Origin of the sequence: Streptomyces sp. NBC_00104, assembly GCF_045160825.1 — a bacterium.
GTDB lineage: Bacteria > Actinomycetota > Actinomycetes > Streptomycetales > Streptomycetaceae > Streptomyces.
Window position 1 is genome coordinate 10,107,858 of the sequence record NZ_CP108215.1, and the last position, 23,483, is coordinate 10,131,340.

At 73.1% G+C, this 23,483-nt stretch carries 16 protein-coding genes and 1 pseudogene; 8 read left to right on the forward strand and 9 right to left on the reverse strand.

The annotated features are described in order from the left end of the window. Positions 1 to 18: 18 nt before the first annotated feature. From OG272_RS44220 to lanKC, 3 genes are all read right to left on the reverse strand, one after another. Positions 19 to 2,106: an ABC transporter ATP-binding protein gene (locus OG272_RS44220; protein ID WP_405895872.1), complete on the reverse strand. Its 2,088-nt coding sequence runs from the start codon at positions 2,104 to 2,106 to the stop codon at positions 19 to 21. A gap of 200 nt (positions 2,107 to 2,306) precedes the next feature. Continuing rightward, entirely contained in the window at positions 2,307 to 2,423 is a 117-nt protein-coding gene (locus tag OG272_RS44225; protein WP_005483995.1) for a SapB/AmfS family lanthipeptide, read from the reverse strand. Positions 2,424 to 2,508: 85 nt separating this feature from the next. Beyond that, positions 2,509 to 5,157 carry a class III lanthionine synthetase LanKC gene (gene lanKC / locus OG272_RS44230; protein WP_405895873.1) on the reverse strand — a complete coding sequence of 883 codons (2,649 nt, stop codon included), beginning with the start codon at positions 5,155 to 5,157 and terminating at the stop codon, positions 2,509 to 2,511. A 253-nt stretch (positions 5,158 to 5,410) separates the two neighbouring features. On the opposite strand from lanKC, the gene OG272_RS44235 reads away from it, so the two are divergent. Together OG272_RS44235 and OG272_RS44240 are read left to right on the forward strand one after the other, a co-directional pair. Beyond that, positions 5,411 to 7,834 carry a SpoIIE family protein phosphatase gene (locus tag OG272_RS44235; RefSeq protein ID WP_326574107.1) on the forward strand — a complete coding sequence of 808 codons (2,424 nt, stop codon included), beginning with the start codon at positions 5,411 to 5,413 and terminating at the stop codon, positions 7,832 to 7,834. Between the two features lie 348 nt (positions 7,835 to 8,182). Continuing rightward, the gene (locus tag OG272_RS44240; RefSeq protein ID WP_327726463.1) at positions 8,183 to 8,686 is read left to right on the forward strand and encodes a metallophosphoesterase; all 504 of its coding nucleotides are present in this window, start codon (positions 8,183 to 8,185) and stop codon (positions 8,684 to 8,686) included. A 33-nt stretch (positions 8,687 to 8,719) separates the two neighbouring features. Here the strand turns inward: OG272_RS44240 and OG272_RS44245 are convergent, their stop codons facing one another. Then, a complete protein-coding gene (locus OG272_RS44245; RefSeq protein ID WP_405895874.1) occupies positions 8,720 to 9,829 on the reverse strand; it encodes an XdhC family protein in 1,110 nt (369 codons plus the stop codon). Positions 9,830 to 10,074: 245 nt separating this feature from the next. Here OG272_RS44245 and OG272_RS44250 point away from each other — a divergent pair, with 245 nt between their 5' ends. Then, positions 10,075 to 12,066 (forward strand): GTP-binding protein, encoded by a 1,992-nt coding sequence (locus tag OG272_RS44250; protein WP_405895875.1) that lies wholly within the window; start codon positions 10,075 to 10,077, stop codon positions 12,064 to 12,066. A gap of 179 nt (positions 12,067 to 12,245) precedes the next feature. Beyond that, a complete protein-coding gene (locus OG272_RS44255) occupies positions 12,246 to 14,129 on the forward strand; it encodes an endoglycosylceramidase (RefSeq protein WP_405895876.1) in 1,884 nt (627 codons plus the stop codon). Here OG272_RS44255 and OG272_RS44260 read toward each other — a convergent pair. Next, on the reverse strand, positions 14,122 to 15,387 hold the full coding sequence (locus tag OG272_RS44260) for a YncE family protein (protein WP_326574103.1): 1,266 nt from the start codon (positions 15,385 to 15,387) through the stop codon (positions 14,122 to 14,124). The genes OG272_RS44255 and OG272_RS44260 overlap by 8 nt on opposite strands. 215 nt (positions 15,388 to 15,602) lie before the next feature. Here OG272_RS44260 and OG272_RS44265 point away from each other — a divergent pair, with 215 nt between their 5' ends. Beyond that, positions 15,603 to 16,265, forward strand: a complete 663-nt coding sequence (locus OG272_RS44265; RefSeq protein ID WP_326574102.1) for a TetR/AcrR family transcriptional regulator — start codon at positions 15,603 to 15,605, stop codon at positions 16,263 to 16,265. Between the two features lie 31 nt (positions 16,266 to 16,296). On the opposite strand, the gene OG272_RS44270 is transcribed toward OG272_RS44265, so the two are convergent. After that, on the reverse strand, positions 16,297 to 17,532 hold the full coding sequence (locus tag OG272_RS44270) for a glycosyltransferase (protein ID WP_405896136.1): 1,236 nt from the start codon (positions 17,530 to 17,532) through the stop codon (positions 16,297 to 16,299). A gap of 198 nt (positions 17,533 to 17,730) precedes the next feature. Here OG272_RS44270 and OG272_RS44275 point away from each other — a divergent pair, with 198 nt between their 5' ends. After that, positions 17,731 to 18,117 (forward strand): hypothetical protein, encoded by a 387-nt coding sequence (locus OG272_RS44275; protein WP_405895877.1) that lies wholly within the window; start codon positions 17,731 to 17,733, stop codon positions 18,115 to 18,117. 199 nt (positions 18,118 to 18,316) lie between these two features. Here the strand turns inward: OG272_RS44275 and OG272_RS44280 are convergent, their stop codons facing one another. Beyond that, a complete protein-coding gene (locus OG272_RS44280) occupies positions 18,317 to 18,682 on the reverse strand; it encodes a nuclear transport factor 2 family protein (RefSeq protein ID WP_326574100.1) in 366 nt (121 codons plus the stop codon). Between the two features lie 208 nt (positions 18,683 to 18,890). Between OG272_RS44280 and OG272_RS44285 the strand changes: the two genes are divergently transcribed. Beyond that, positions 18,891 to 19,187 (forward strand): hypothetical protein, encoded by a 297-nt coding sequence (locus OG272_RS44285; RefSeq protein ID WP_326574099.1) that lies wholly within the window; start codon positions 18,891 to 18,893, stop codon positions 19,185 to 19,187. Positions 19,188 to 19,373: 186 nt separating this feature from the next. Beyond that, positions 19,374 to 20,834, forward strand: coding sequence for an aldehyde dehydrogenase family protein (locus OG272_RS44290; RefSeq protein ID WP_327726458.1), 1,461 nt, complete (start codon positions 19,374 to 19,376; stop codon positions 20,832 to 20,834). 29 nt (positions 20,835 to 20,863) lie between these two features. On the opposite strand, the gene OG272_RS44295 is transcribed toward OG272_RS44290, so the two are convergent. Then, positions 20,864 to 22,624, reverse strand: coding sequence for an ABC transporter ATP-binding protein (locus OG272_RS44295; RefSeq protein ID WP_326574097.1), 1,761 nt, complete (start codon positions 22,622 to 22,624; stop codon positions 20,864 to 20,866). 429 nt (positions 22,625 to 23,053) lie between these two features. After that, a pseudogene (locus tag OG272_RS44300) lies at positions 23,054 to 23,410 on the reverse strand (YgaP-like transmembrane domain); the annotation flags it as partial. Between the last annotated feature and the right edge of the window lie 73 nt (positions 23,411 to 23,483).

Here is a 23,483-nt window from a genome sequence, read left to right on the forward strand (position 1 = left end):
GCACCTCCCGACGGCCCTTCACCGGCCCCCTCCACCCGAGGAACCCTGCGACCCGGCGGCGCCCCGGGCGATCTCCGCCCCGCCCATGCCGGTCCCTGCCCGGGTACCTCCCTCCGCCTCACGCTCGCGGCCCGGCCGGCCGGCCGCGTCGGCTGATGCGCGGGCGCCGCGCTCCGGCTCACGCTCGTGGTCCGGCCCGACCCGCGCGTCGGCCGATGCGCGGGTGCTGTTCGGGGCCTCGGGTTCGCTGTCTGTCCCGTCGCCGCCGGTGCCGGTCGTCGTGGGGGCACCGATCTCCGCCTCTCGTCCGCCGCCGGACGCGTCGGCGCGGTCGTCCGCCTCGGTGTCACCCTCCGCCCCGAACAGTTCCCGGTACCCCGCCACCCGCCACAGCTCCGCGTGCGGGCCCGTCGCCCGTACCTTTCCCCCGTCCAGCCACGCCACCGTGTCCGCGCGGGCGGCTGTGGCGGCGCGGTGGGCGATGATCAGGCGGCTGCCGCCGGTGGTGGGGCGCAGGAGGACGTCGGTGATGTGGTGCTCGGTGACGGTGTCGAGGCTGGAGAGGGCGTCGTCGAGGACGAGGAGACGGCTGTCGCGGGCGAACGCCCGGGCGAGGCCCAGGCGTTGGGCCTCACCACCCGACAGGGGGGCGTCGGCGCAGGGGGTGGCGTAACCGTCGGGGAGGCGGCGGACGAAGGCGTCCGCGTGCGCCGCGCGGGCGGCTTCCCGGATGCGGGCGGGGGAGGGGCGGGGGGAGCCGAAGGCGATGGTGTCCTCCACGGAGTCACCCAGCAGGGCCGGCCGTTCGAAGGCGTGGACGATCGCTCGGCGCAGCTCCCGGCGGTCCAGTTCGGGCAGCGGCACCCCGTCGAGCCGTACCTCTCCCTCGTCCGGATCCACGAGCCGCCCGGCCACGGCGGCGAGCAGCGACTTGCCCGCCCCCGAGCGGCCCACGACGGCGAGCGTGGTCCCGGCCGGCACGACGAGGTCGACACCGTCCAACACGGCGCGCCCACCCCGCCGGACGGTCACGGAACACAGCTCCAGCCGCCCCGGCCCGCAGGGGTTGTCCGACTCCGGGCGCCCCGGGCCGGAAGGCGGGAGCAGGCGATCGCCGTACGTGGTCGGCGGCTCGGTCAGTATCTCGGCGAGGCGTTCGGCCCCTGCCCGGGCGCGGACCAGGCCGGAGAGTTGGCCGACCAGCACGCCGACGCCCGCGGCCAGCACGGCGTAGCGGGACGCCGCCAGCAACTCGCCCACGGAGAGGTGCTGTCGGGTGAGCAGGACGCCCGCGGTGGCCACGACGGCGAGCTGCGACAGCGGCGCCACGGCGGCCGCCCGCGCGGCGGCGCGGCCCTGGACGTGCCACATGCGGTGCCCCTCGCGGGAGAGTTCGGTGAGGGGTCGCAGGACGCGGGCGACGGTCCGGTCGGCGGTTCCGGCGGCGGCGATCGTGCGGTGCCCGGCGACGGCCTCGGCCAGGCCGCCCGCGATACGGCCCTGGGCCCGCTGGTAGCGCGTCACGCACGCGGAGGAGTCCCGCGCGAGGGTGCGCAGCACCAGGGCGAGCAGCGGGGCCCCGATCACGAACACCGCGGCGAGCCACGGGTCGATGAGTCCCAGTGCCACCACCGCGCCCAGCGGCCCGGCGAGCGCGGCGAGAAGCGCGGCGACCGTGGCGGGTGCCGTTCCCGCCTGGGCCGCGTTCCCGACGAGCCGGGCCACCAGGTCCCCCGGCCCGAACCGGGCGACGGCCCGTGGCCCCGCGGCCAGCACATGCCCGACCAGACGGTGGCGCAGCCACGCGGTGGCCCGGGCGTCGGTGGTCCCGCCGAGTACGGTCTCGACCGCGTCCAGGGCGGCTACGGCGAGGATCAGCCCGGTGCACCACAGCACCCGGCGCGAGCCGTCCGGGTCGCCGGCCAGCAGCAGATCCAGGGCCCCGCCCAGCGCGACCGGCAGCAACAGGTTCGCCCCCGTCGCGGCCAGGGACACGAGCGCCAGGGCCGTACAGCGGGGGCCGGAGTGCCGCACGGTCGAGCGCAGCAGGGGGACGGACGTGGCTGCCGGGCCCGGGGCGCCGGCTTCGGTGAGGGTCGTCGTCATACCCGTCCTGACGTGGGATGACCGGATGAATGAGCGGATGAGTCGATCGGAATGGGCTGATCGGATGGGCTGATCGGATGAGTGAGCCCCGGACGGCCCCTCCCCGGACAAGGGAGAGGAACCGTCCGGAGCCGCCGGCGCGACTCAGCTGCCGCTGCGGTCCGACGGACGTCCTGAACGAGCCGGACGCCCTGTTCGGGTCAGAGGCAGAGCGTGATGCTGGCCGCGCTCACACAGGACAGCACGCTCAGGGAGCTGGGGCCGCCGGTGCCGGTCGTCTCGTCGGCTTCCATCGTCTGCAGGTCGAGAAGTGCCATGTCGATTCCTTTCGATCGGTGGCCCGCACAGGGCCCTTGGGGACGGGGGTGTTGCGTCACGACTCCGCCGGCCGGCGGAACCGCGTCATCGGGGCCGCCGTCGCAGCGGCGGCAGGAAGGGCAGTCGGGCCGTGGCGTCGTCGGCGGCGGCGTGTGCCGCGCCGAGCGCCAGCAGGCACCCCGCCGTTCCGGTACCGAGGTCCATGGAGAGCCGCATCAAGTGGTTGCCGGGGAAGGCCAGTTGCCCCTGGTAGGGCATCGAGTGCCAGCCGAGCGCGGCGATCTGTCGCGTCAGCTCCGCGCGCGGGGCGCCTGTCCGGGCGAGGTGGAGGATCATCCCGGCGCGGCCCTCGAACAGCCCCGGCTGCGCGTAGAAGCGGTAGGCCGCGGCGGTCAGGACGCCCGCACGGATCCGCGTGAGCTCGTCCGTTCCGGTGCCGGTCGCGGCCAGGTAGTCGTCGAGCACCATGCCCACGCCCACGCTCCCGTCGCCGAGGTAGGGCATCGTCCGCCAGCCCTCGTCGACGGCCAGCCCGCCGTTCTTCTGCTCGACCAGGCACTCCAGGTCCTGCCGCAGGGCCTCGCCCGCCGCGTCGAGCAACGCGGGGTCGCCTGTCGTCTCGTACCGGCGCAGCAGGAACAGCGCGGGACCGCTCGCGCCGCGCAGCAGGCCGGCGCGGCGGCGGGGCGGTGCCGGGCGGGGCTCGGTGAGGCGGCGTACGAGGAGTCGTGCGGCCTCGGCCGCGTGGTCGCGCAGTGCGGACTCACCGGTGGTCCGCGCCAGCTCGTCGAGGACCAGACCGAGCCCGGCGAGCCCGCCGCGCAGGTCGGACGACAGCTTGTGCCACTTCTCGGAGAGGATCTGTTCGACCAGGTCCAGGGCGCGCTGCCGGTGGCCGAGCCGGTCCAGGGTGTGGGCGACGCCCGCGAGACCGTCGTACAGGCCGAGCGGGGTTCCGATCGGCACCGGGTCGGTGTGGTCGAGCAGCCAGCGCTCGCCCTCCTCGTAGCGCTCGGCGCCGACCTCCGCGAGCGTGTACAGGACGCCCGCCGCGCCGTGCGCGAGTCCGAGGCCACCGCCGTCGGAGAACTGGGCGACGTCCCCGGGGAAGAGCCGGTCGTCGCGCTCCGGCGTGGCCGAGGCCAGGATCGCCTTGACCATCGAGTCACGGCTGTACGGCCAGTCCGCGGGCTCGGCGAGCGACCAGCCCCCTTCGAGGACGCCCGCCCCCTCCGCACGCGCCCGGGCCCGCTCCTGCCGTACCGGCGTGTGCTCCAGGGCCCCGCTCCCACGGGTGATCTCCGCGACCGCCTCGTCGAGGAACGCGCGCGGCACCTCGGGAAACTGCCCCGCGACGACCGCGGCCAGATGCGCGGCCTTCTCCCGTTCCACCACGAACAGGGACGTGACCGGCAGGAACAGCGCCAGGCGCAGACACGCGAGGGCGTAGCGGTCGACGGCCGGGCCGGTGCGGTCCGGGGGTGCCAGGAAGCCGGGGTGGGCGACGATCTGGCGGCCGTCCTCCTCTGCGGGCGCCGCCGCCTCGAAGTCCAGCAGGGACACCGACCGGTCGTCGGGCGCGACCATGATGTTGAAGACGTGCAGGTCGTTGAAGACGATCCCGCGCGAGTGCACCGCCTCGACCGCCTGCTCGACGGCCCGGTGGACGTGCAACGCCCAGGCCGTGTACGCGGCGACCGCACCGGGCTCGGGGTCCGCCGCCAGCAGGGGGTGCCGTTCGGCGACGCAGGAGTTGAGCGGGCGGCCCTCGACGAAGTCCATGACGAGGAAGCGGTGGTCGCCGAGGGTGAACCAGTCGCGCACCTCGGGGACGACGCCCAGCCCGGCCAGCCGCTCCAGCGCGGCCTTCTCCCGTTCCAGCCGGGTGACGGCGTCGGCCCCGTCGGCGGCCAGCCCGGCGTGCGGGCGCCCCTCCTTGAGGACCACCCGGCGGCCGTCACGGGTGTCGGTGCCGACGTACACCCCGCCGCCGTTGGAGAAGTGCAGCGCCTTCTCGATGCGGTACGGCAGATCGCCGACCGTGGTCGTGTTGCGTGCCGCCAGCTGCGGTTCCAGGAAGGCGGGCAGGGTCACCCAGTCGGGCACATGGAAGGTCGGCTTCCGCTGGTCCGGCACCAGGGTGCCCTCGCCGTCGCGGACGGCCGGGACGAGCGTGCCGCGCTCGTCGACGACGAAGGAGCGGGCGAATGCGCCGTAGCGGACGTACAGCGGTCCGTCGTTCCAGCGCAGGTCGGTGAGGATGTACGGCCCGTCGAGGCCGTCCAGGAGCGCGCCGAGCTCGCGCAGGACGAGGTGCAGCTGCTCCTCGTCGGCCGGGTACACCGTCACGAACTTGCCGCTGGTGTCGCGGGCCGCGTACTTGGCGTTGCGCAGATGCAGCAGATGCGGGCCCGGCACGAACTTGAACGGGATCAGCCGGGGCACGCAGTAGTCCCACACGATCGCCGCGATCCGGTCCGCGTTCGCCCGGGTGGCGGAGGCGTGCACTTTCCATCCCTGGGTGGGTCCGGGACGGGGCCGTCCGCCGTCGTCGACCGGGGTCAGTGTCAGCCAGTCCCCGATCCGGGCGGCCCGCCAGCCCTCGGGGACCGCGCGGCCGGCCGTCTCGTAACCCGGCGCCGCCGTGCCCGCGCGGTCACCGGCCGACAGCCGGTCGGGTGTCTCGTAGAAGTGTCTGTCGGCGAGCGCGTAGGCCTCGTACCGCTTGTCCACGCCAGTCCCCCCGCCTCGTGTGCCGTCGCCCCTGGGCCTTGGTGACGACGAGCCTTCCAGCCCGCCGGAGTGCCCGACAGTCACGGCTGTCACCACAAAGCCGTCACGGCTGTCACGCGACCACCGTGCGAAACGCATGCGTAAAGATTTGTTCGGCGCCTTTCGAGGCTGGGCGCGCCCAGTGGGGCCCGCGGGCCCCGCCGAACCGTCCCAGGGGCTGCGCGCGCGGGCTGGAAGCGCTGTAATTGCGGACGTGGTCAGTGAGGGCGCTGCGGAACACGGAACGAGGACGCTGCGTGCCGAACTCGCGCTCAAGACGCTCGGCGGCGAGCTCGATCCGCAGGAGCGCCTGCATGCCATTCTCGAACAGGTGCTCGTCTTCACGGGTGCGACCGTCGCCGCCGTCTACATCCCGGACGGCGAGGGCGACGCGCTGTCCCTGGCAGGCGCGGCCGGGGTACCGAGGACCCTCTACGGCCTCCGCGACAGCTACCCCGCCTCGGGGACCGCCCCGGTCGCCGAGACCTGCCGTTCGGGCCGGCCGCGCTGGCTCGGCTCCGGCGACCTCCAGCAGGACGCCGACGTCCGCCGCGCCCACGCCGAGGACTTCTCGCTGGGCGTGCTGCCGCTGCGCGAGCGAGGCTGCCTCGTGGCCGTCGGCGACGGCACGGACGGCTTCGACGCCGAGGAACGCCACTGCCTCGACCTGTTCGCCGAGGCGGTCATCAGCGTCGCCCCCGCCCCGCCCGCCGGGCCCGGCGCCTCGTTCGACCTGGCCATGGACACCGGACGGGTCGTGGTCGACGACGGACTGCTGGAACTGTTCGGCATGGGACCGGACGACTTCGACGGCCGGGTCGAGACGCTGATCGCGCTGACCGTCCCCGAGGACCTGCCCGCGCTGATGTCCGTCGTGGAGGCGGACCACATGTCGATCGGCGACCGGGAGCTGGAGTTCCGCATCCTGCAGCCCTCCGGCGAGCAGCGGTGGCTCAGGCTGCGCGGCCGGATGCTGTCCGGGGGCGGGGACCGGCCCACCCGTCTCGTCGGCACCGTCGCCGACGCCTCCACCCTGCGCACCGGCCGCGGCGACGTGGCCCGCATCCAGCGCCTCGCCGCCGCCCTGGCCACCGCGGGCACCGTGCGTGACGTCAGCCAGGCCGTCGTGACCGCCCTGCGCAAGCCCCTCCGGGCCGACCGGATCGCCCTCGCCGAACTGGAGGGCGACCGTCTCGTCGTCACCGTCCTCGATCCGCCGCAGCCGGAGATCTGGCCCGAGGTGTGGCGCTCCGAGTGGCGTTCCGAGTGGCCGGACGCGCCGGTGCGCACCATGCCGACGCTCGCCACCGCGCTCCGCGAGGGACGCGCGGGGATCTGGCCCGCCGGGGCCGATCTGGAACCGGCCCTCGCCGACGTCGGCCCCGGCGGCCTCGCCGTCCTCCCGCTGCCCGCCGGCGGCGGCCGTATGGCCGGGGCCTGTCTGATCGGCTGGGACAACCCCCACGACTTCGGCCCCGAGGAGCGCGCCCTGCTCACCGCCGCTTCGGGCCTCGCCGGGCAGGCCCTGATGCGCGCCCACGCCTTCGACGCCGAGCACGAACTCGTCGGCATGCTCCAGCGCACCCTCCTGCCACGCCGGCTGCCGCAGCTGGCCGGCGCGGTCGCCGTCGCCCGCTATCTGCCCACCACCGCCGGTCTGGAGGTCGGCGGCGACTGGTACGACGTCATCCCGCTGCCCGACAACCACGTGGCCCTCGTCATCGGAGACGTCCAGGGCCACAACGCGGGCGCCGCCACGATCATGGGCCAGATGCGCACCGCCCTGCGCGCGTACGCCGTCGAGGGGCACCCCCCGGACGTCGTCGTCTCGCACGCCAACCGGCTCCTCGTGGACATGGAGACCGACCTCTTCGCCACCTGCTGCTATGTCGACATCGACATGGAGGAGGGCTCCGCCTGGTACGTCCGCGCCGGACACATCCCGCCCGTGCTGCGTCACCCGGACGGCAGCACCGAGATCAGCATGGTGGAGGGCGGACCGCCGCTCGGCGTCGTCATGCGGGCCGACTTCCCGATGAGCCCGCTGCGCCTGGTCCCCGGCACGCTGCTGGCCCTCACCACGGACGGCCTGGTCGAGTCCGCCGACGTCGATGTCGAGGACGGCCTCGACCACCTCGCCGCCGAACTGTCCGCCGCCGACCCCGCCCACCTCGGCACGGTCGCCGACACCCTGCTGGGCGGCGCCAACCGCGACGACGACGTGGCCCTGCTGCTCGTGCGCTACGACGGCATGGCCCTGCGCCCCCAGCGCGAGAACTGGAGCGTGTGGCGCGTCCCGCAGGCGGTCGGACAGGCCCGCCGCTACACCCGGCGCGTCCTGCGCCGCTGGGGCGTCGAGTCCATGGCCGACACCGTGCTCCTCGTCGTCTCCGAACTCGTCACCAACGCCCTCGTCCACACCGACGGCCGGGTCCGCCTCGACCTCACCCTGCTGGCGGACCGCCTGCGCGTCGCGGTGGCCGACTCCTCACCCCGTACGCCGATGAAACCCACCGTCATCGGCTGGGAGGCCACCGGCGGCCGCGGCATCCTCCTCGTCGAGGCCGTGTCCTCCGCGTGGGGCAGCGTCCCGGTCAGCGGCGGCAAACAGGTGTGGGCGGAGATCCCGATCGAGTGAGCCGACGGGCCGGGGCGAGCTGTCCGCCTGCCGCGGATGGCCGCGAGGCCGGCGGTTCAGCGTGTTTGCGGGTGTGTTTGCGGGTGCGGGTGCGGTGCGGGTGGTGCGTGGTTGCTCGCGCGGTTCCCCGCGCCCCTGGAGCCCGCGCCCCTGAAACCCACGCTTCTGCGGGCCGGTGGAAGAGCAGGGGCGCGGCCCCTGCTCTTCCAGGGGCGCGGGGAACCGCGCGGCCCGCCCCCGCCCCCGCTCACCCCCACCCCGTGGGTCGTCGTACGGCCGCGTCCTCCGGCAGGCGTGGCGCCGTACCTCCCCCGCGTGCGGCGCTTCGCCGGATGGGACCCTGGTCCCGTGCGCCTGCTTCTCATGTCCGACACCCACCTGCCCAAGCGCGCGAAGGCGCTCCCCGAGCCGCTCCTCGCCGAGGTCGCGGAGGCCGACGTGGTCGTCCACGCCGGCGACTGGGTCGACGAGGCCACCCTCGACCTCCTCGAAGCCCGGTCCCGCCGGCTGATCGCCGTGTACGGCAACAACGACGGCCCCGCCCTGCGCACCCGACTCCCCGAGGTGGCCCACGCCGAACTGGCCGGCCTGCGCCTGGCCGTCGTCCACGAGACCGGCCCCGCCCGGGGCCGCGAGCCCCGCTGCGCCGCCCGCTTCCCCGACACCGACGTCCTCGTCTTCGGCCACAGCCACATCCCCTGGGACACGACCACGGCCACCGGCCTGCGCCTGCTCAACCCCGGCTCCCCGACCGACCGCCGCCGCCAGCCGCACTGCACCTACATGACCGCGACGGTGGCGGACGAGCGGCTCACGGACGTACGCCTGCACCGCCTGCCGCCCCGGACCTGAGCCCGGACCTGAGCCCGGCCCTCGCCCACCCGGTCACCGGGACGGGTCCGGCGGATGGATCACCCCGGTCGTCGCCGTCAGCGGCACCCCGCTGCCGCCCCACCTGAGCGCGACGATCTCCGCCGCGACCGACACGGCCACCTCCTCCGGCGTACGGGCGCCGAGGTCCAGGCCGACCGGGGAGCGCAGCCGGGACAGCTCGGCCGCGTCGAGCCCGGCTTCCCGCAGCCGCCGCAGCCGCTCGTCGTGCGTAAGGCGGCTGCCCATCGCCCCGATGTACGCGGCCGGGCGGCGCAACGCCTCCTCCAGGAGCGGCACGTCGAACTTGGGGTCGTGGGTGAGGACGCAGAGGACCGTGCGGTCGTCGGTGGGGGTGTCGCGCAGATATCGGTGCGGCCAGTCGACGATCACCTCGACGGCGGCGGGAAAGCGTTTCGGGGTGGCGAAGACCGGGCGGGCGTCGCACACCGTGACGCGGTAGCCGAGGAAGTCACCGATACGGGCCACCGCCGCCGCGTAGTCGATCGCGCCGAACACCAGCATGCGGGGCGGCGGCGCGAAGGAGTGCAGGAAGACGGTGACCGCGTCCTCGCGCCGCTCGCCGTCCGGCCCGTAGTGCCGCTGCCCGGTGGCGCCCTGCGCCGGCTCCCCGCGCGCGTCGGCGGCGACCGCCGCGTCCAGCCCGGTCGAGCCGAGCGTGCCGGACGCCGTGTCCGGCCACACGGCGAGCGTGGCGCCGCGCGGTGCCGGGCCGTCGATCACGGTCGCCGAGGTCACCGGGCGCCCGGCACCCACCGACTCCACGACCGGCCCGAACGACGGGTCCTCGGCCGCCGTCACCCGCCGTACGAGCAGAGTGATCTCACCCCCGCAGGTGAGCCCCACGGCGAACGCGTCCTCGTCGCTGTACCCGAAGGTCGCGAGCCGCGCCTCGCCGGACGCCACGACCTCCTGGGCCAGCTCGAACACCGCGCCCTCCACACAGCCGCCGGACACACTGCCCACGACTTCGTCACCGGGCCCGACCGCCAGGGCGGCCCCGGGCCCGCGCGGCGCACTGCGGCTGACCGCGACGACGGTGGCGAGTCCGAAGGGGGCGCCCGCCGCGTACCACTCGCCGAGCGCCGGGAGGATCTCACGCATGCCTTCCGCTCCTCTCACCACCACCGCCCCCACCCGTCCCATCCTGCGGCTCCGCCCCGGACCCCGCGCGGCAGCGACGCCCGGCCCGTCCGGCGTCCGGGGACCACGGTTAATCCCGTTGCGGCCGCTCACCGCCCTCTGATGCACTGCGGGAGAAGCCCCACCGAGCGACCAAGGAGCCCCGATGCGCGCCGCGTTCATGTCCACCCAGGAAGGAACCACCCCCATCTCGAAGGACATGACGCTTGTCACGCACACTCAACCTGGGCATCCTCGCGCACGTCGACGCAGGTAAGACCAGCCTCACCGAACGCCTGCTGCACACCGTCGGAGTCATCGACGAGATCGGCAGCGTCGACGACGGCAGCACGCGTACGGACTCCCTCGCGCTGGAACGACAGCGCGGCATCACCATCAAGTCCGCCGTCGTCTCGTTCGAGATCGACGACATCACCGTCAACCTCATCGACACGCCCGGCCACCCCGACTTCATCGCCGAGGTGGAGCGCGTCCTGAACGTGCTCGACGGGGCCGTTCTCGTCGTCTCGGCCGTCGAAGGCGTCCAGGCACAGACCCGCGTCCTCATGCGCGCCCTGCGACGCCTGCGCATCCCCACGCTGATCTTCGTGAACAAGATCGACCGCCGGGGCGCGCGCCACGAGGACCTGCTGAAGAGCGTCGCGGCACGTCTCACCCCGGCGATCGTGCCCATGGGTGAGGTCGGTGAACTCGGCACACCGCGGGCTCACTTCACCCCGTACGACCCCCTTCCGTCCCGGCTCCTCGAACTCCTCGCCGAGCACGACGACGGTCTGCTCGCCGCCTACGTCGACGACGGGACGGCCGTCCCCGTCGCCCGGCTGCGCGCGGCACTCGCCGCCCAGACCGGCGGGGCCCTGGTCCACCCGGTCCTCCACGGTTCCGCGATCACCGGCGCGGGCATCGGCGAACTCATCGACGGCATCCGGGAGTTGCTGCCCGCGACGGACGCAGAAGCCGACGCCCCGGTATCCGGCACGGTCTTCAAGGTCGAACGAGGCCCGGCGGGCGAGAAGATCGCCTACGTGCGCATGTTCGACGGGACGGTGCGCACCCGGGACCGGCTGACCTTCCGTGACGGCGGGCGCGAGGGCAAGGTCACCGCGATCAGCGTCTTCGAAGGCGGAACGGCCGTTCGCGGGGCGGCCGTCCCGGCCGGCCGGATCGCACAGCTGTGGGGCCTCGCCGACATCCGGATCGGCGACACCGTCGGCGTACCGCGCGAGCAGGCGCCGGCCGGGCACCACTTCGCTCCGCCCACCCTCGAAACGGTCGTCCTCCCCGCCCGCGCCGAGGACAGGGGAGCCCTCCACCTCGCCCTCACCCAACTCGCCGAGCAGGACCCGCTGATCGGCCTCCGGCACGACGACCTCCGGCAGGAGACGTCCGTGTCGCTGTACGGGGAGGTGCAGAAGGAGGTCGTGCAGGCGACGCTCGCCGACGAGTACGGCATCGACGTCGCCTTCCGCGAGACGACGACGATCTGCGTCGAGCGCCTCGTCGGCGCCGGCGCGGCCGTCGAGTTCAACAAGAAGGACGGCAACCCGTTCCTCGCGACGGTCGGGCTGCGGGTGGACCCGGCGCCGGTCGGCTCCGGAGTCGACTTCCGGCTGGAGGTGGAGCTCGGATCCATGCCGTACGCGTTCTTCAAGGCCGTCGAGGACACCGTGCGGGAGGGCCTGGAGCAGGGCGTCCACGGCTGGCGGGTCCCCGACTGCGCGGTGGCGATGACGCACTCCGGTTACTCGCCCCGGCAGAGCCACGCCCACCAGGGCTTCGACAAGAGCATGTCGAGCACGGGCGCGGACTTCCGCGGACTGACCCCGCTGGTGCTGATGGACGCGCTGCGGCGGGCCGGTACCCGCGTGCACGAGCCGATGCACCGCTTCCGTCTCGACGCCCCGGCGGACACCCTGGGCGCCGTCCTGCCGGTGCTGGCCGCGCTGCGCGCCGTACCGCAGGACACGCGGACGACCGGGACGGCCGTACGGCTGGAGGGACTGGTGCCGGCCGCCCGGGTGCACGCGCTGGAGCAGCGGCTGCCCGGAGTGACCGGGGGCGAGGGCGAGTTGGAGACCGCCTTCGACCACTACGCGCCGGTCGGCGGCCCGACGGTCCCCGAACGGCCGCGCACCGACCACAATCCCCTCGACCGCAAGGAGTACCTGCTGCACCTGACCCGGCGGGTGGGCGCCTGAGGGGCGCCGGAGGATCACGAGGGGCCTTTATCGGGTCCGCGCGCGGGCGTGCAAGGCCCCACCGGGTCGCGCAGAGCAAAGAATCGGCCGTGACAGGTGAACTCTCTTGCTAAAACGGGTACTTACTCGTGCGTCAGTTGCTATTGACGGCCAGCCTGCCTATTGGGACGGTAGTGCACATGTCGAATGTGGCGGACATGTCAAGATTGCGCACTCGTCTGCTCGGTGTCCTGGTACTCGTCACCGGCTTCCTGACCACGGCGGGCCCCACCCAGCCCGCCTCCGCTCTCACGGACGAACTCTGGTTCGACTCGCAGGCCGCGGCCACCCTCACCGTCGAGGGCGGCCGCTTCAAGGACGGACTCGGCCGCGAGGTCGTCCTGCGCGGCTACAACGTCTCGGGGGAGACGAAACTCAAGGAGAACAACGGTCTGCCCTTCGCCTCGGTCGCCGACGCGAAGAAGTCGGCGACCGCGCTCAGGGCGCTCGGCGGCGGCAACTCCGTCCGCTTCCTGCTGTCCTGGGCGTACGCCGAACCGGTGCGCGGGCAGGTGAGCACCTCCTACCTGGCGGCGGCCACCGCGCAGATGGGAGCGTTCCTGGACGCCGGGATCCGTGTCTACCCCGACTTCCACCAGGACCTCTACTCCCGCTGGCTGTTCGACTCCGACAGCTGGTACACCGGCGACGGCGCCCCCAAGTGGGCCGTCGACCTCGGCGACTATCCCGACGAGTACTGCGGGATCTGCCCGTTCTGGGGCCAGAACATCACGTCCAACGCGGCCGTGACGGAGTCCACGTACGACTTCTGGCACAACGCCTACGGGCTCCAGGACTCCTTCCTGGACACCGCCCAGAAGACGATGACGTACGTGAAGTCCAACCTCACGTCCGCCCAGTTCCAGGGCGTCGTCGGCTTCGACCCGTGGAACGAGCCGCATCCCGGCATCCTCGACTCGGGACAGACCAGCAGGACGTGGGAGAAGGACGTCCTGTGGCCGTTCTACGTCAAGTTCCGCTCCCGGATGGACGCGGCGGGCTGGCAGTCCAAGCCGGCCTTCGTCGAGCCGAACCTCTTCTGGAACGCCAACATCGACTTCCAGAAGCAGGAGGGCGGACTCCTCGACGCGGGCACGATCGGACCGCGCTACGTCTTCAACACCCACTTCTACGACCAGAAGGCGATCTCCGGTGTCTTCATGTGGGGCAAGGCGGAGAACGGCCAGTACGTGAACGACTTCGGTACCGTGCGTGACCGGGCCACCGCCGGCGGCACCACGGCGATCATCAGCGAGTTCGGCCACCCGCTCAGCGGCTCGGTCTCCGACAAGGCGCCCACGGTCTACAAGGCCATGTACCAGGCGCTGGACTCCCGGGTGAAGGGCGTCAACTGGTGGTCGGACCCGGCCTCCTCGGGCCCGGTCCTCTCCGGCTCCCAGTGGCAGTGGGACATCTACTGGGGCCGCCACCACGAGCTGATGAACGACAACCCCGACGAGGTGAAGGTCGAGGGAGACGCCTGGAACGACGAGGACCTCTCCGCCGTACGTCTCGACGACTCCGGTACGGCCGTGCTCCGCCAGGACGCCCGGATGCTGGACCGGATCTACCCGAGCGCCACGGCGGGCAGCACGGTCGCCTTCACCTACGAGGACCGCTCGCGCGACGGCTCCACGACGCTGACGTGGAACCCGGTGCCCAGCTCCCTGCCGAACGTCTCCTCGCTCGTCGGCTCCGGCCAGTACTCCCTGCTGGTCTGGCGCTCGGACGGCAGCACCGAACCGACCGAGCTGCACCTCCCGGCGTCCTTCCCCACCGCGTCCACCACGGTGGTGTCCGACCTGGGGGTGACCGCCGCGCCCCCGGCGTACACCACGTCCACACCGATCGCCGCCGCCAAGGAGCCGGGCGGCACCGGCAGTCGCCGTCTGCTCCTCACCGCCGCCGACACGGGCAAGCTCCACTACGCCCTGGTCACCAACGGCGCGACAGCCCCGTCCGCCACGCAACTGAGCGCGGCACGGACGGAGCTGTCGAACTGGCTGACCTCTGAGTTCAGTTAGCCGAGGGTCCGGTCCAGTTGGCGGGCACCTGCGCGAGACGCACTCGCTGCGGGTGGTCGCCGACTGCGACGGACACGGTCTTCCTCCCGGTGGCGAAGTCGATCACCGTGACCTGGTCGGCACCGCTCTCGGAGACCACACAGGACTTGCCGTCACCGCTGACGGTGGACCAGTACGGCTTGGAGACGGGGACGAGCGGTCCCTCCTGGAGGGTCGCGCGGTCCACGACGGTCGCGTAGTCGTCCATGGTGCCGGCGATGCACAGCTTGGTGCCGTCCGGCTTCATCGTGAGGCCATGGTGGCGCGAGTCGTTGACGAAGGTGGTGCGGTCGTCGCTGACCCCCGCGGACTTCGGCAGGGTCTTGGTGCGGGTGATCTTGTCGGTGGCGATGTCGTACTCGAAGAAGCCGTTGAAGAACGACACCTGGAAGTACAGCTTCGTCTCGTCGGGCGAGAACGCGGCGGGCCGGACCGCGTCCGAGTAGTCGGACAGCCCGATGGCGTTGAGCCGCTCCCGCATGTCGATCACCTTGACCTGCTGGAAGGTGCTCGTGTCGACGACCGTGATCTTCCGGTCACCCTTCGTCCAGTCCAGCCAGGGCGCGTCGGTCTGGGTGTTCACATCGCCGATCGCCATGTTCCAGATGTACTTGCCGTCGCTGGTGAAGATGTTCTCGTGCGGCTTGTCGCCGGTCTTGAACGAACCGAGCTGCTTGCCGGTGACGATGTCCAGCACATGCACCGTGTTCGACGTCGAGGCGGAGACGGCGACCCGCTTGCCGTCGGGGGAGACCGCCATATGGTCCGAGCGGTAACCCGCCACCGGGAAGCGCCAGTTGATGGCGCCGGTCGTGAGGTTGATGGAGACCACGTCGGCGAAGCTCGGGCGGGAGACGACCATCGACGCGCCGTCCGGGGTGGAGTACATGTCGTCCACGAACTGGTCGTGGCCCTCGCCGACGCTGTTCCGGATCGTCATGAAGGCGATCCACCGGATCGGATCGGCGTTGATCTCCGCCATCCGCGCGTCCTTGTCGGGGATGACGTTGACCCGGCCGACCTTCGCGAAGTCGCCGGAGGACTTGATGACGTCGGCGGTGCCCTCCCAGTTGTTGCCCACGAACATCACCTCCCGCAGATCGGCCGCGGCACTCGCCGGGGTGGCGGTCACGGCGGCTGAGGCCGTCAGGGCGAGTGCGGCGGCGACGGCGCCGAGGTGGCGGTTTCCGCGGCGGCGGGGAGTGCGGGTGTCGGACATGGTCGGTTCCTCCTGCTTGCTCAGGGCATGACAACGAGCTCAAGGGGCGTGGGGGAAGAAAAGGGAAGCGGGAAGTCTGAATACCTTGGCTTTCAAATGTACTTACTGGAAAGTAAGGAACGGTCCCGCTTCACCACAAGACCAGGGACACGACAAAATCGGGCGACGGCCGATCCGGCCGTCGCGTCGAGTGGCGATCCGTCGGGAGGAGAAGCGTGTCGGGCAGGCTCAAACAGCCCACCGGCCGTTACGGGGGCAGGTCCGCGGCGGAGCGCCGTGCCGAGCGCCGAGGCCGCTTCCTCGACGCGGGCCTCCAGCTCTTCGGCGACAGCCCCGGCTTCCGGGGCACCACGATCGCCGCGCTGAGCGAGGCCGCCGGACTGTCGACCCGTCAGTTCTACGAGGAGTTCCACACCCTGGAGGACGTGCTGGCCGCCCTCCACCTCCAGGTCAACGACTGGGCCGAGGAGGCCGCGCTCACGGGTCTCGCCACGGCGGACGGCCGGCCGGTCGCCGAGCGCGCCACCGCCGCGTTCCGCGCCTACGCCGCCAATGTCACCGGCGACCCGCGCCGACTGCGCATCACCTTCACCGAGATCATCGGCGTCAGCCCCCGCATGGAGCGCCAGCGCCTCGAACGCCGCTCCCGCTGGATCGACTTCATCTGCGCCGAGGCCACCGCGGCCGCCGAGCGCGGCGAGGCCGCCCACCGCGACTACCGCATCGCCGCCGCAGCCTTCATCGGCGGCGTCAACGGTCTCCTCCACGACTGGCAGGCCGGCTGGGTCGACGCCCCCCTCGACGAGGTCGTCGACGAACTGGTCCGACTGCTGCTGGGGATACTGCGGCCGGCGGAGTGGCGCCCGGAGGAGGGCTGAGGCGGAAGACCGGCGCTTTTCGGGGAGCCGGTCACCGGTCCCACGCGAGCCGGTTCACCGCCGCCAGGACCGGCTGCACCCCGTCCTCCGCGCGCAGTTCCCCGGCCAGGGCCCGGGCGCGACGGCCGTACGACGGGTCGCCGGTCGCCCGTCGCAGCGCGGCCTCCAGCGCGGTGGCCGTGAAGCCGCGCAGGGGTACGGCCGCGGGGGACACCCCGAGGGCGACGAGGCGGGCGGCCCAGAAGCCCTCGTCGAACTGGACGGGCACCGGCACCGCCGGGACCCCGGCGCGCAGGCCGGCCGCCGTGGTGCCCGCGCCCGCGTGGTGGACGACGGCCGCCGTCCTCGGGAAGAGCAGGGAGTGCGGCACCTCGCCCACGGTGACCATGTCGTCGCCCTCGCCCCGCAGTCCGCCCCAGCCGCGCTGGATCACCCCGCGCAGCCCGGCCGCCCGCAGGGCCCGCACGACCTCGTCGCTCATCCGCTCGGGATCGGGCACGGTCGCGCTGCCCAGGCCGACGAAGACCGGGGGCGGCCCGGCGTCGAGGAAGTCCAGCAGCGGGGCGGGCAGCCGGTCCTCGCGGTCGTACGGCCACCAGTAACCGGTGACGTCCAACCCCGCCCGCCAGTCCCCGGGGCGGGGCACCACCCGGGGGCTGAAGCCGTGGAACACCGGCCGGCCCGGCCGGTCCCGGGTGCGCCGCGCGGCCACCCGGCCGGTGTGTGGCAGCCCGTACTCGGTGCGCAGCCTGCGCACCTCCTCCGCGAAGATCCACTCGACGGCGGCGTTCACCGCGTGCCCGGCCGCCCGGTTGACGACCGGGCCCCAGGAGCGGACCCCGGTCATCGGCGGGGCGAACTCCCGTGTGGGCGCCAGGGGTTGGAGGTTCACGCCGAGGCTCGGGAGCGACAGCCCCTGGCCGATGGTGTGGCCGAGGGGCGCGAGGGTGCCGGCCAGCAGCAGGACGTCACTGCCACGGGCGGCGGCCACCAGATCGCCGGCCATCCGCCCCACCACGCTCCGGGCCATCTCCACCGCCCGGTACAGCTTCCCGGCCCCGGTGGAACTCCGGTGCAGCCCCTGCCCGCGCTCCGACTCCAGCTCCTCCCGCGGATCCACGGGCATGGAGTGGAAGGCGACCCCCGAACCCGCCACCAGCGGCTCGAACCGGGCATGCGTCACCAGCGTGACCTCGTGCCCGGCCCGCACCAGCCCGTGTCCCAGCCCGGTGTAGGGGGCCACGTCACCCCGGGAACCCGCCGTCATGATCGCTACACGCACGCCCGTCAGTATGGCGTCGCGACCCCGTCGAGACAGGGGGACCGTACCGCGATGACCCGAAAGCGCCCCTGACGGAGAGCGCCCCTGACCGAAAGTGCCCCTACCGGCCGGGGGAGCCGATCGGCGGCCCTCACCACCCCGGTCGGTGCTCCGCCGCGGTCACCGTCCGCTCCGGCGAGCGCGGTGATCGTCGGGTACGACGGTCGCCCGGGCGCGCGGCAGTGCGGCGGGTACGGCGGGCCGCTCGCCGGTGGCCCCGCGCGCCTGTGTGGCCTCCGCCCACCGCCGACTGCGCCGGAGCGCCGCCACCCACCCGGCGCTCCCGGCCGACTCGTCGAACTGCTCGCTCAGGACGAGGACTTCGTGGTCCGGCTGATGATCTGCGAGAACCAGCCGGACGCACCGGCGGACACGCTGCCGCGGACGGTCCTGGAGTGGCACGGCTACTCCACCTACGACATGGTGCGCATGCCGCGGTTCCCGAGGAAGGGCCTCGCCCGGTACGCGGACGACCCGACCCGGCCCTACGACGGCTCGCCGTGCACGACCCCGACGCCGCGGCGGAGTTGATCGAACGCCACTGCCATGACGAGGCCCCTGGGTACAGAAGGCCGCGGTGGTGGATCCCCGGCTCCCGGCCGCCCGGATCGACGAGTTGCCGCGGCAGTGGGACACGGCCCAACAGGCGGCGTCCGACCCCGCGCTCCCGTGGCGGAGATGCACCGGCTCCTGGACGAACTGGGCATCCCCACCTGACCGGTGACTCGTCCTACTCGTCCCAGGCCTGGATCATGGTGTGGTCGATGATCTTGCCGTCGCGCAGGGAGATCATCGAGCTCGCCAGGACCCGCACCCCGTCGGGGTACTCGCAGGACTCGGTGAAGGCGACCTGATCGCCCTGGACGACACACTGCTCGACCTTGTGCGTCATCTCCCGGCTGCACACGTCGTCGTACATCGCGCCGATCTCGGACCGGCCGTGCATGACCTTGGGGTGGCTGGGCTGGGTGTTGCGGTCCACGACGCGCAGTTCGGCGTCGTCCGCGTAGAGCGACGTCAGTGTCGCCGCGTTCGCTTCCTCCGTGCCCCGGCGCAGCGCCTCGGTGTCGAAGGCGGGGCTTGTCGAGGTGCCCATGGGTGACCTCCTTCGAAGGCCGTGGCCCGGCAGGGGGGAGCGGGCCGAGAAAGGCCTCTCCCTGAAAGGCTCCTCCGTCGCGCGGCACCCGGCAAGCGCAGCCGGGGACGTGCGCCTCGCAGTCGGGGTGTGCGCCGCGCGGCCGGAGGCATGCGCCTCACGGGTGAGCGGCCGTGACCGTCCGGGGCCGGCGGCCGTTGCTGAGGGCATGATCTCAACTCGACGTATCGTCGCCGCCGTGGGTCTCGCCGTCGGTGTCACGGGCCTGGCCGCACCGATGGCGAACGCGGACGCCACCGCGGACGCGACCACGTTCAGCCCGATGGCCGCGCTGGACTCGCTCGCCGCCAGTGATCTCCCGGAGGAGCAGAAGGAGACCCTGCCGCGTCCCTCGCAGCAGCTCAAGAGCCTCAACCAGGTCCACGAGCTGAACCGGCTGAACGAGCTGCACCAGGTCACCGACATGGCCGCGCCCGCCCTCGGCCTGCTGGGCGCCATCGAGTAGCGAAGCCGGTCGTACCGGACCGGGAGCCCCGCCGCGTGGACACCGCGGTGGGGCTCTTGACATTCCCGGGGGCCGGGCAGAGCATCACGGAAAAGTAAAGTAATTGAATTTCGCACTACGAGCGGTCATGAGCGATCATGCTCGATCGCGTACCGTCGTCGCTACGTACCCCGAGGAAGCCGCACCATGGCCATGACCCGTGACCTGTTGATCGGCGGCAAGGACGTGCCCGCCACGTCCGGCCGCACCGCCGAGGACCTCGACCCGTACACCGGGGAGGTGTACGCGACCGTCGCGGCGGCCGGGCCGGAGGACGTCCGGCGGGCCGTGGACGCCGCCGACGCCGCGTTCGAGGACTGGGCCGCGCTCACCCCCTTCGCCCGGCGGGCCATCTTCTTCAAGGCCGCCGATCTGCTGGAGGGCCGGGGCGACCAGGTCGCCGACATCATGGCCCGGGAGGCGGGCGGCACCCGGCCGTGGGCGTACTTCAACGTGGCACTCGCGGCGAGCATCCTGCGCGAGGCGGCGGCCGCGATCACCGCTCCGCGCGGCGAGGTCCTCAGCAGCCAGAAGGAGGGCGCGCTCAGCCTCGCGGTACGCGAACCCCTGGGCGTGGTGGCCGCGTTCGCGCCGTGGAACGCGCCGGTCATCCTCGGCGTACGGGCCGTGGCGGCACCGCTGGCCGCCGGCAACACCGTCGTCGTCAAGCCCAGCGAGGACGCGCCGATCGCCTGCGGGCTGCTGGTCGCGGACGTGTTCCGGGAGGCGGGGCTGCCCGACGGCGTGCTGAACGTCGTCACCAACGCGCCCGAGGACGCCGCGGAGATCGCCGAGGCCCTGATCTCCGACGAGCGGGTGCGCGCGGTGAACTTCACCGGCTCCACCGGCGTCGGCCGCATCATCGGCGAGCACGCGGCCCGTCATCTCAAGCCCGCCGTACTGGAACTGGGCGGCAAGAACTCCGTCATCGTGCTCGACGACGCCGACGTGGACTACGCGGTCGACGCCGTCACCTTCAGCGTCTTCATGAACGCCGGGCAGATCTGCATGTCCGGTGACCGCATCCTCGTCCACGAGTCGCTGGCCGAGGAGTTCGCGCAGAAATTCACCGCCAAGGTCGGCACCCTCCAGGCCGGTGACCCGAACCACCCCCACACGGTGGTCGGTCCGCTGGTCAGCGCCGACGCCGCCCAGCGGATCGCGGCGCTGGTGAAGGACGCCGTCGCCAAGGGCGCCACGGTGCTCACCGGGGGCGGGCAGCCGGAGGGCGCGGTGCACCCGGCGACCGTGCTCACCGACGTCCCCAAGGACGCCGACCTCTACTACCAGGAGTCCTTCGGCCCGCTCTGCGTGCTGGAGACGTTCGCCTCCGACGCCGCCGCCGTGGCCGTCGCCAACGACACCGACAACGGCCTCAGCTGCGGCATCATCACCGAGAACGCCACCCACGGACTGGCCGTCGCGCGCCGGATCCGCACCGGCATCGTGCACGTCAACGACCAGTCGGTGGCCGACGAGCCGATGGCCCCCTTCGGCGGTGTGAAGGCCTCCGGCTACGGGCGCTTCGGCGGCCGCTGGGGCATCGAGGCGTTCTCCAACACCCGCTGGGTGACCATCGCCACCCAGCAGGCGCACTTCCCCTTCTGAGCCGTCTTCTGAGCCGTCCGGCGCCCCGGCTACCCGGCCGTCGCGAGGAACTGAGTGGCCGCCAACTCCGCGTACAGCGGGTCGGCGGCCACGAGTTCCCGGTGGGTGCCGACCGCGCGGACCCGGCCCGCGTCCATGACCACGATGCGGTCGGCCATCGTCACCGTCGACAGCCGGTGGGCCACGACCAGCACCGTCGTCGTACGGGCCACATCGGCGACCGTGTCGCGCAGCGCCGCCTCGTTCACCGCGTCCAGCTGGCTCGTCGCCTCGTCGAGCAGCAGCAGCCGGGGGCGGCGCAGCAGGGCCCGGGCGATGGCGACCCGCTGGCGCTCACCGCCGGACAGCTTGGTGCCCCGGTGGCCGACCAGGGTCTCCAGGCCCTGCGGGAGCCCCGCGACCAGACCGTCCAGCCGGGTCGTCTTCAGCACCCGCCGGAGGGCCGCCTCGTCGGCCTGCGGATTGCCGAGCAGCAGGTTGTCCCGCAGGGTCCCGGACAGCACGGGCGCGTCCTGCTCGACGTAACCGATCGCTGACCGCAGCCGGGACAGCTCCCACTCGGCGACATCGCGGCCGTCGACCGTGATGAGGCCCGCCTCGGGGTCGTAGAACCGCTCGATGAGCGAGAAGACCGTCGTCTTGCCCGCGCCCGACGGGCCCACGAACGCCGTCATGCCCTGCGCCGGGACCTCGAAGGTCACCCCGTGGTGGACGTACGGCAGATCGTCGGCGTACCGGAAACGGACCTCGTCGAAGGCGAGCGCGGCGGGTGCCGCGTCCGGGGCCGGCAGCGGTGCCGGACGGGCGGCCGGTTCGGCGGGCAGCCGCAGCGCCTCCTGGATGCGGGAGAGCGCGGCGGCACCGGTCTGGTACTGGGTGATCGCGCCCACGACCTGCTGTATCGGCGACATCAGATAGAACACGTACAGCAGGAACGCCACCAGGGTGCCCACGTCGATGGCGCCGGTGGCGACCCGGGCGCCGCCCACCGCCAGTACGGTGATGAAGGCGATCTGCATGGCCAGCCCGGCCGTGTTCCCGGCGGCGGCAGACCACTTGGCGGCCCGGACGCTCTGCCGCCACGACTCCTCGGCCGCCGCGTGGATCGTCTCCTCCTCGCGGTGCTCGGCACCGGACGCCTTCACCGTGCGCAGCGCGCCGAGAATCCGCTCCAGGGACGCGCCCATGGCACCGACCGCGTCCTGCGCAGCCCGGCTGGCCTTGTTGATGCGCGGCACGATCACCCCGAACACCAGGCCCGCGCCCACGATCACGCCCAGGGTCACGGCCAGCAGCACCGGGTCCACCAGACCCATCAGCACCACCGTCGCGACCAGCGTCAGCCCGCCCGTGCCCAGGCCCACCAGGGTGTCGGTGGTCACCTCGCGCAGCAGGGTGGTGTCGGAGGTGATCCGCGCCATCAGATCGCCCGGCTCGCTGCGGTCCACCGCGGTGATCCGCAGCCGCAGCAGATACGACGACAGGGCGCGCCGCGCGCCGAGCACCACGGACTCGGCGGTGCGCCGCAGGACGTACGAACCGACCGCGCCCACCGCCGCGTTGGTGACCACCAGCACGGACATCAGGACCAGCGCCCAGGTGATGGTCCGGTCGTGCGACAGGTCGTCGATCAGCTCCCGGGCCACCAGCGGCAGGGCGAGGCCGGTGGCGCCGGTGACGAGGGACAGCAGCGCGCCCAGCAGCAGCGCCCAACGGTGGGGCCTTACATAGCCGAGCAGCAGCCGCCAGGTGGGCGGCTGCCGCTCGGCCGTGGTCTCAGGGGTGCTCACAGGGCTCCTCGGCAGGTCGGTCGGGGAGTGGGGACGGGGCGCGGAGCTTCAGCCTACGTCGGTGGCGTGAGGCACCGGGAACGACTTTCGACCGCCCGGCGGTGCCCCCCGGTCCCGGGCCCGGCGCGTACGGCCGGCGCCTCGTCGCCGCCGTCGTCGACGGGCGGCCCGCTCGCCGATCATCCGCGCCGAGACCTCGCCCGGCCCGGTTCGAGGTACGTCCCCACCCCGGCCCGGCGGAACCGGCCGACCGCGCCCGCGAAGCGCGCGGGATCACGCGACGGGTCCTCGCCGTGGGCGCCGCCCCGGACCCCGTGCTGCGCGCCACCGCCGGACCGGACAGCCTGCCGGCCGTGGGCAGACGCGGACGGCCTGGACGAGAGCGGGATCGCCCAGGCCGTACGGGACCTCATGCGCTGACGGGGCCGGCTATCGCCCCCCGGGCGCGGCGAGCGCGGTGAGCGTGGCGGCGAGATCCGCGGGGCGCGGGCGGTTGTGCGGCAGCTTGCTCAGGAGCGACGCCATGCCGCAGGTGTCGGTGAGCGCCGAGACGACGAGGCCGCCCGCGACCCCGGCCGACAGCGACAGCCAGGCCGGGTGCAGCAGTCCGAGGCCCAGCCCGGCGAGGACGAGCGCACCGGCGGTGAACCGCACCTGACGCTCCATGGCCCAGGAGGCTCGCGCTCCGCCGGACGGGCGGTGCAGCGCGTGGCCTCCGGCTGCCCAGGCGTTCGTACCGCCGGTGAGATCGGCGGCCGTGACGCCGTGTTCGGCGAGGAGGGCGCACGGGTGTCGCGGGCCACCTTTTCGGCCACGGCTCCGCCCGCCCCGGAGGCCCTACTCGCTGGTCAGTCCGTAG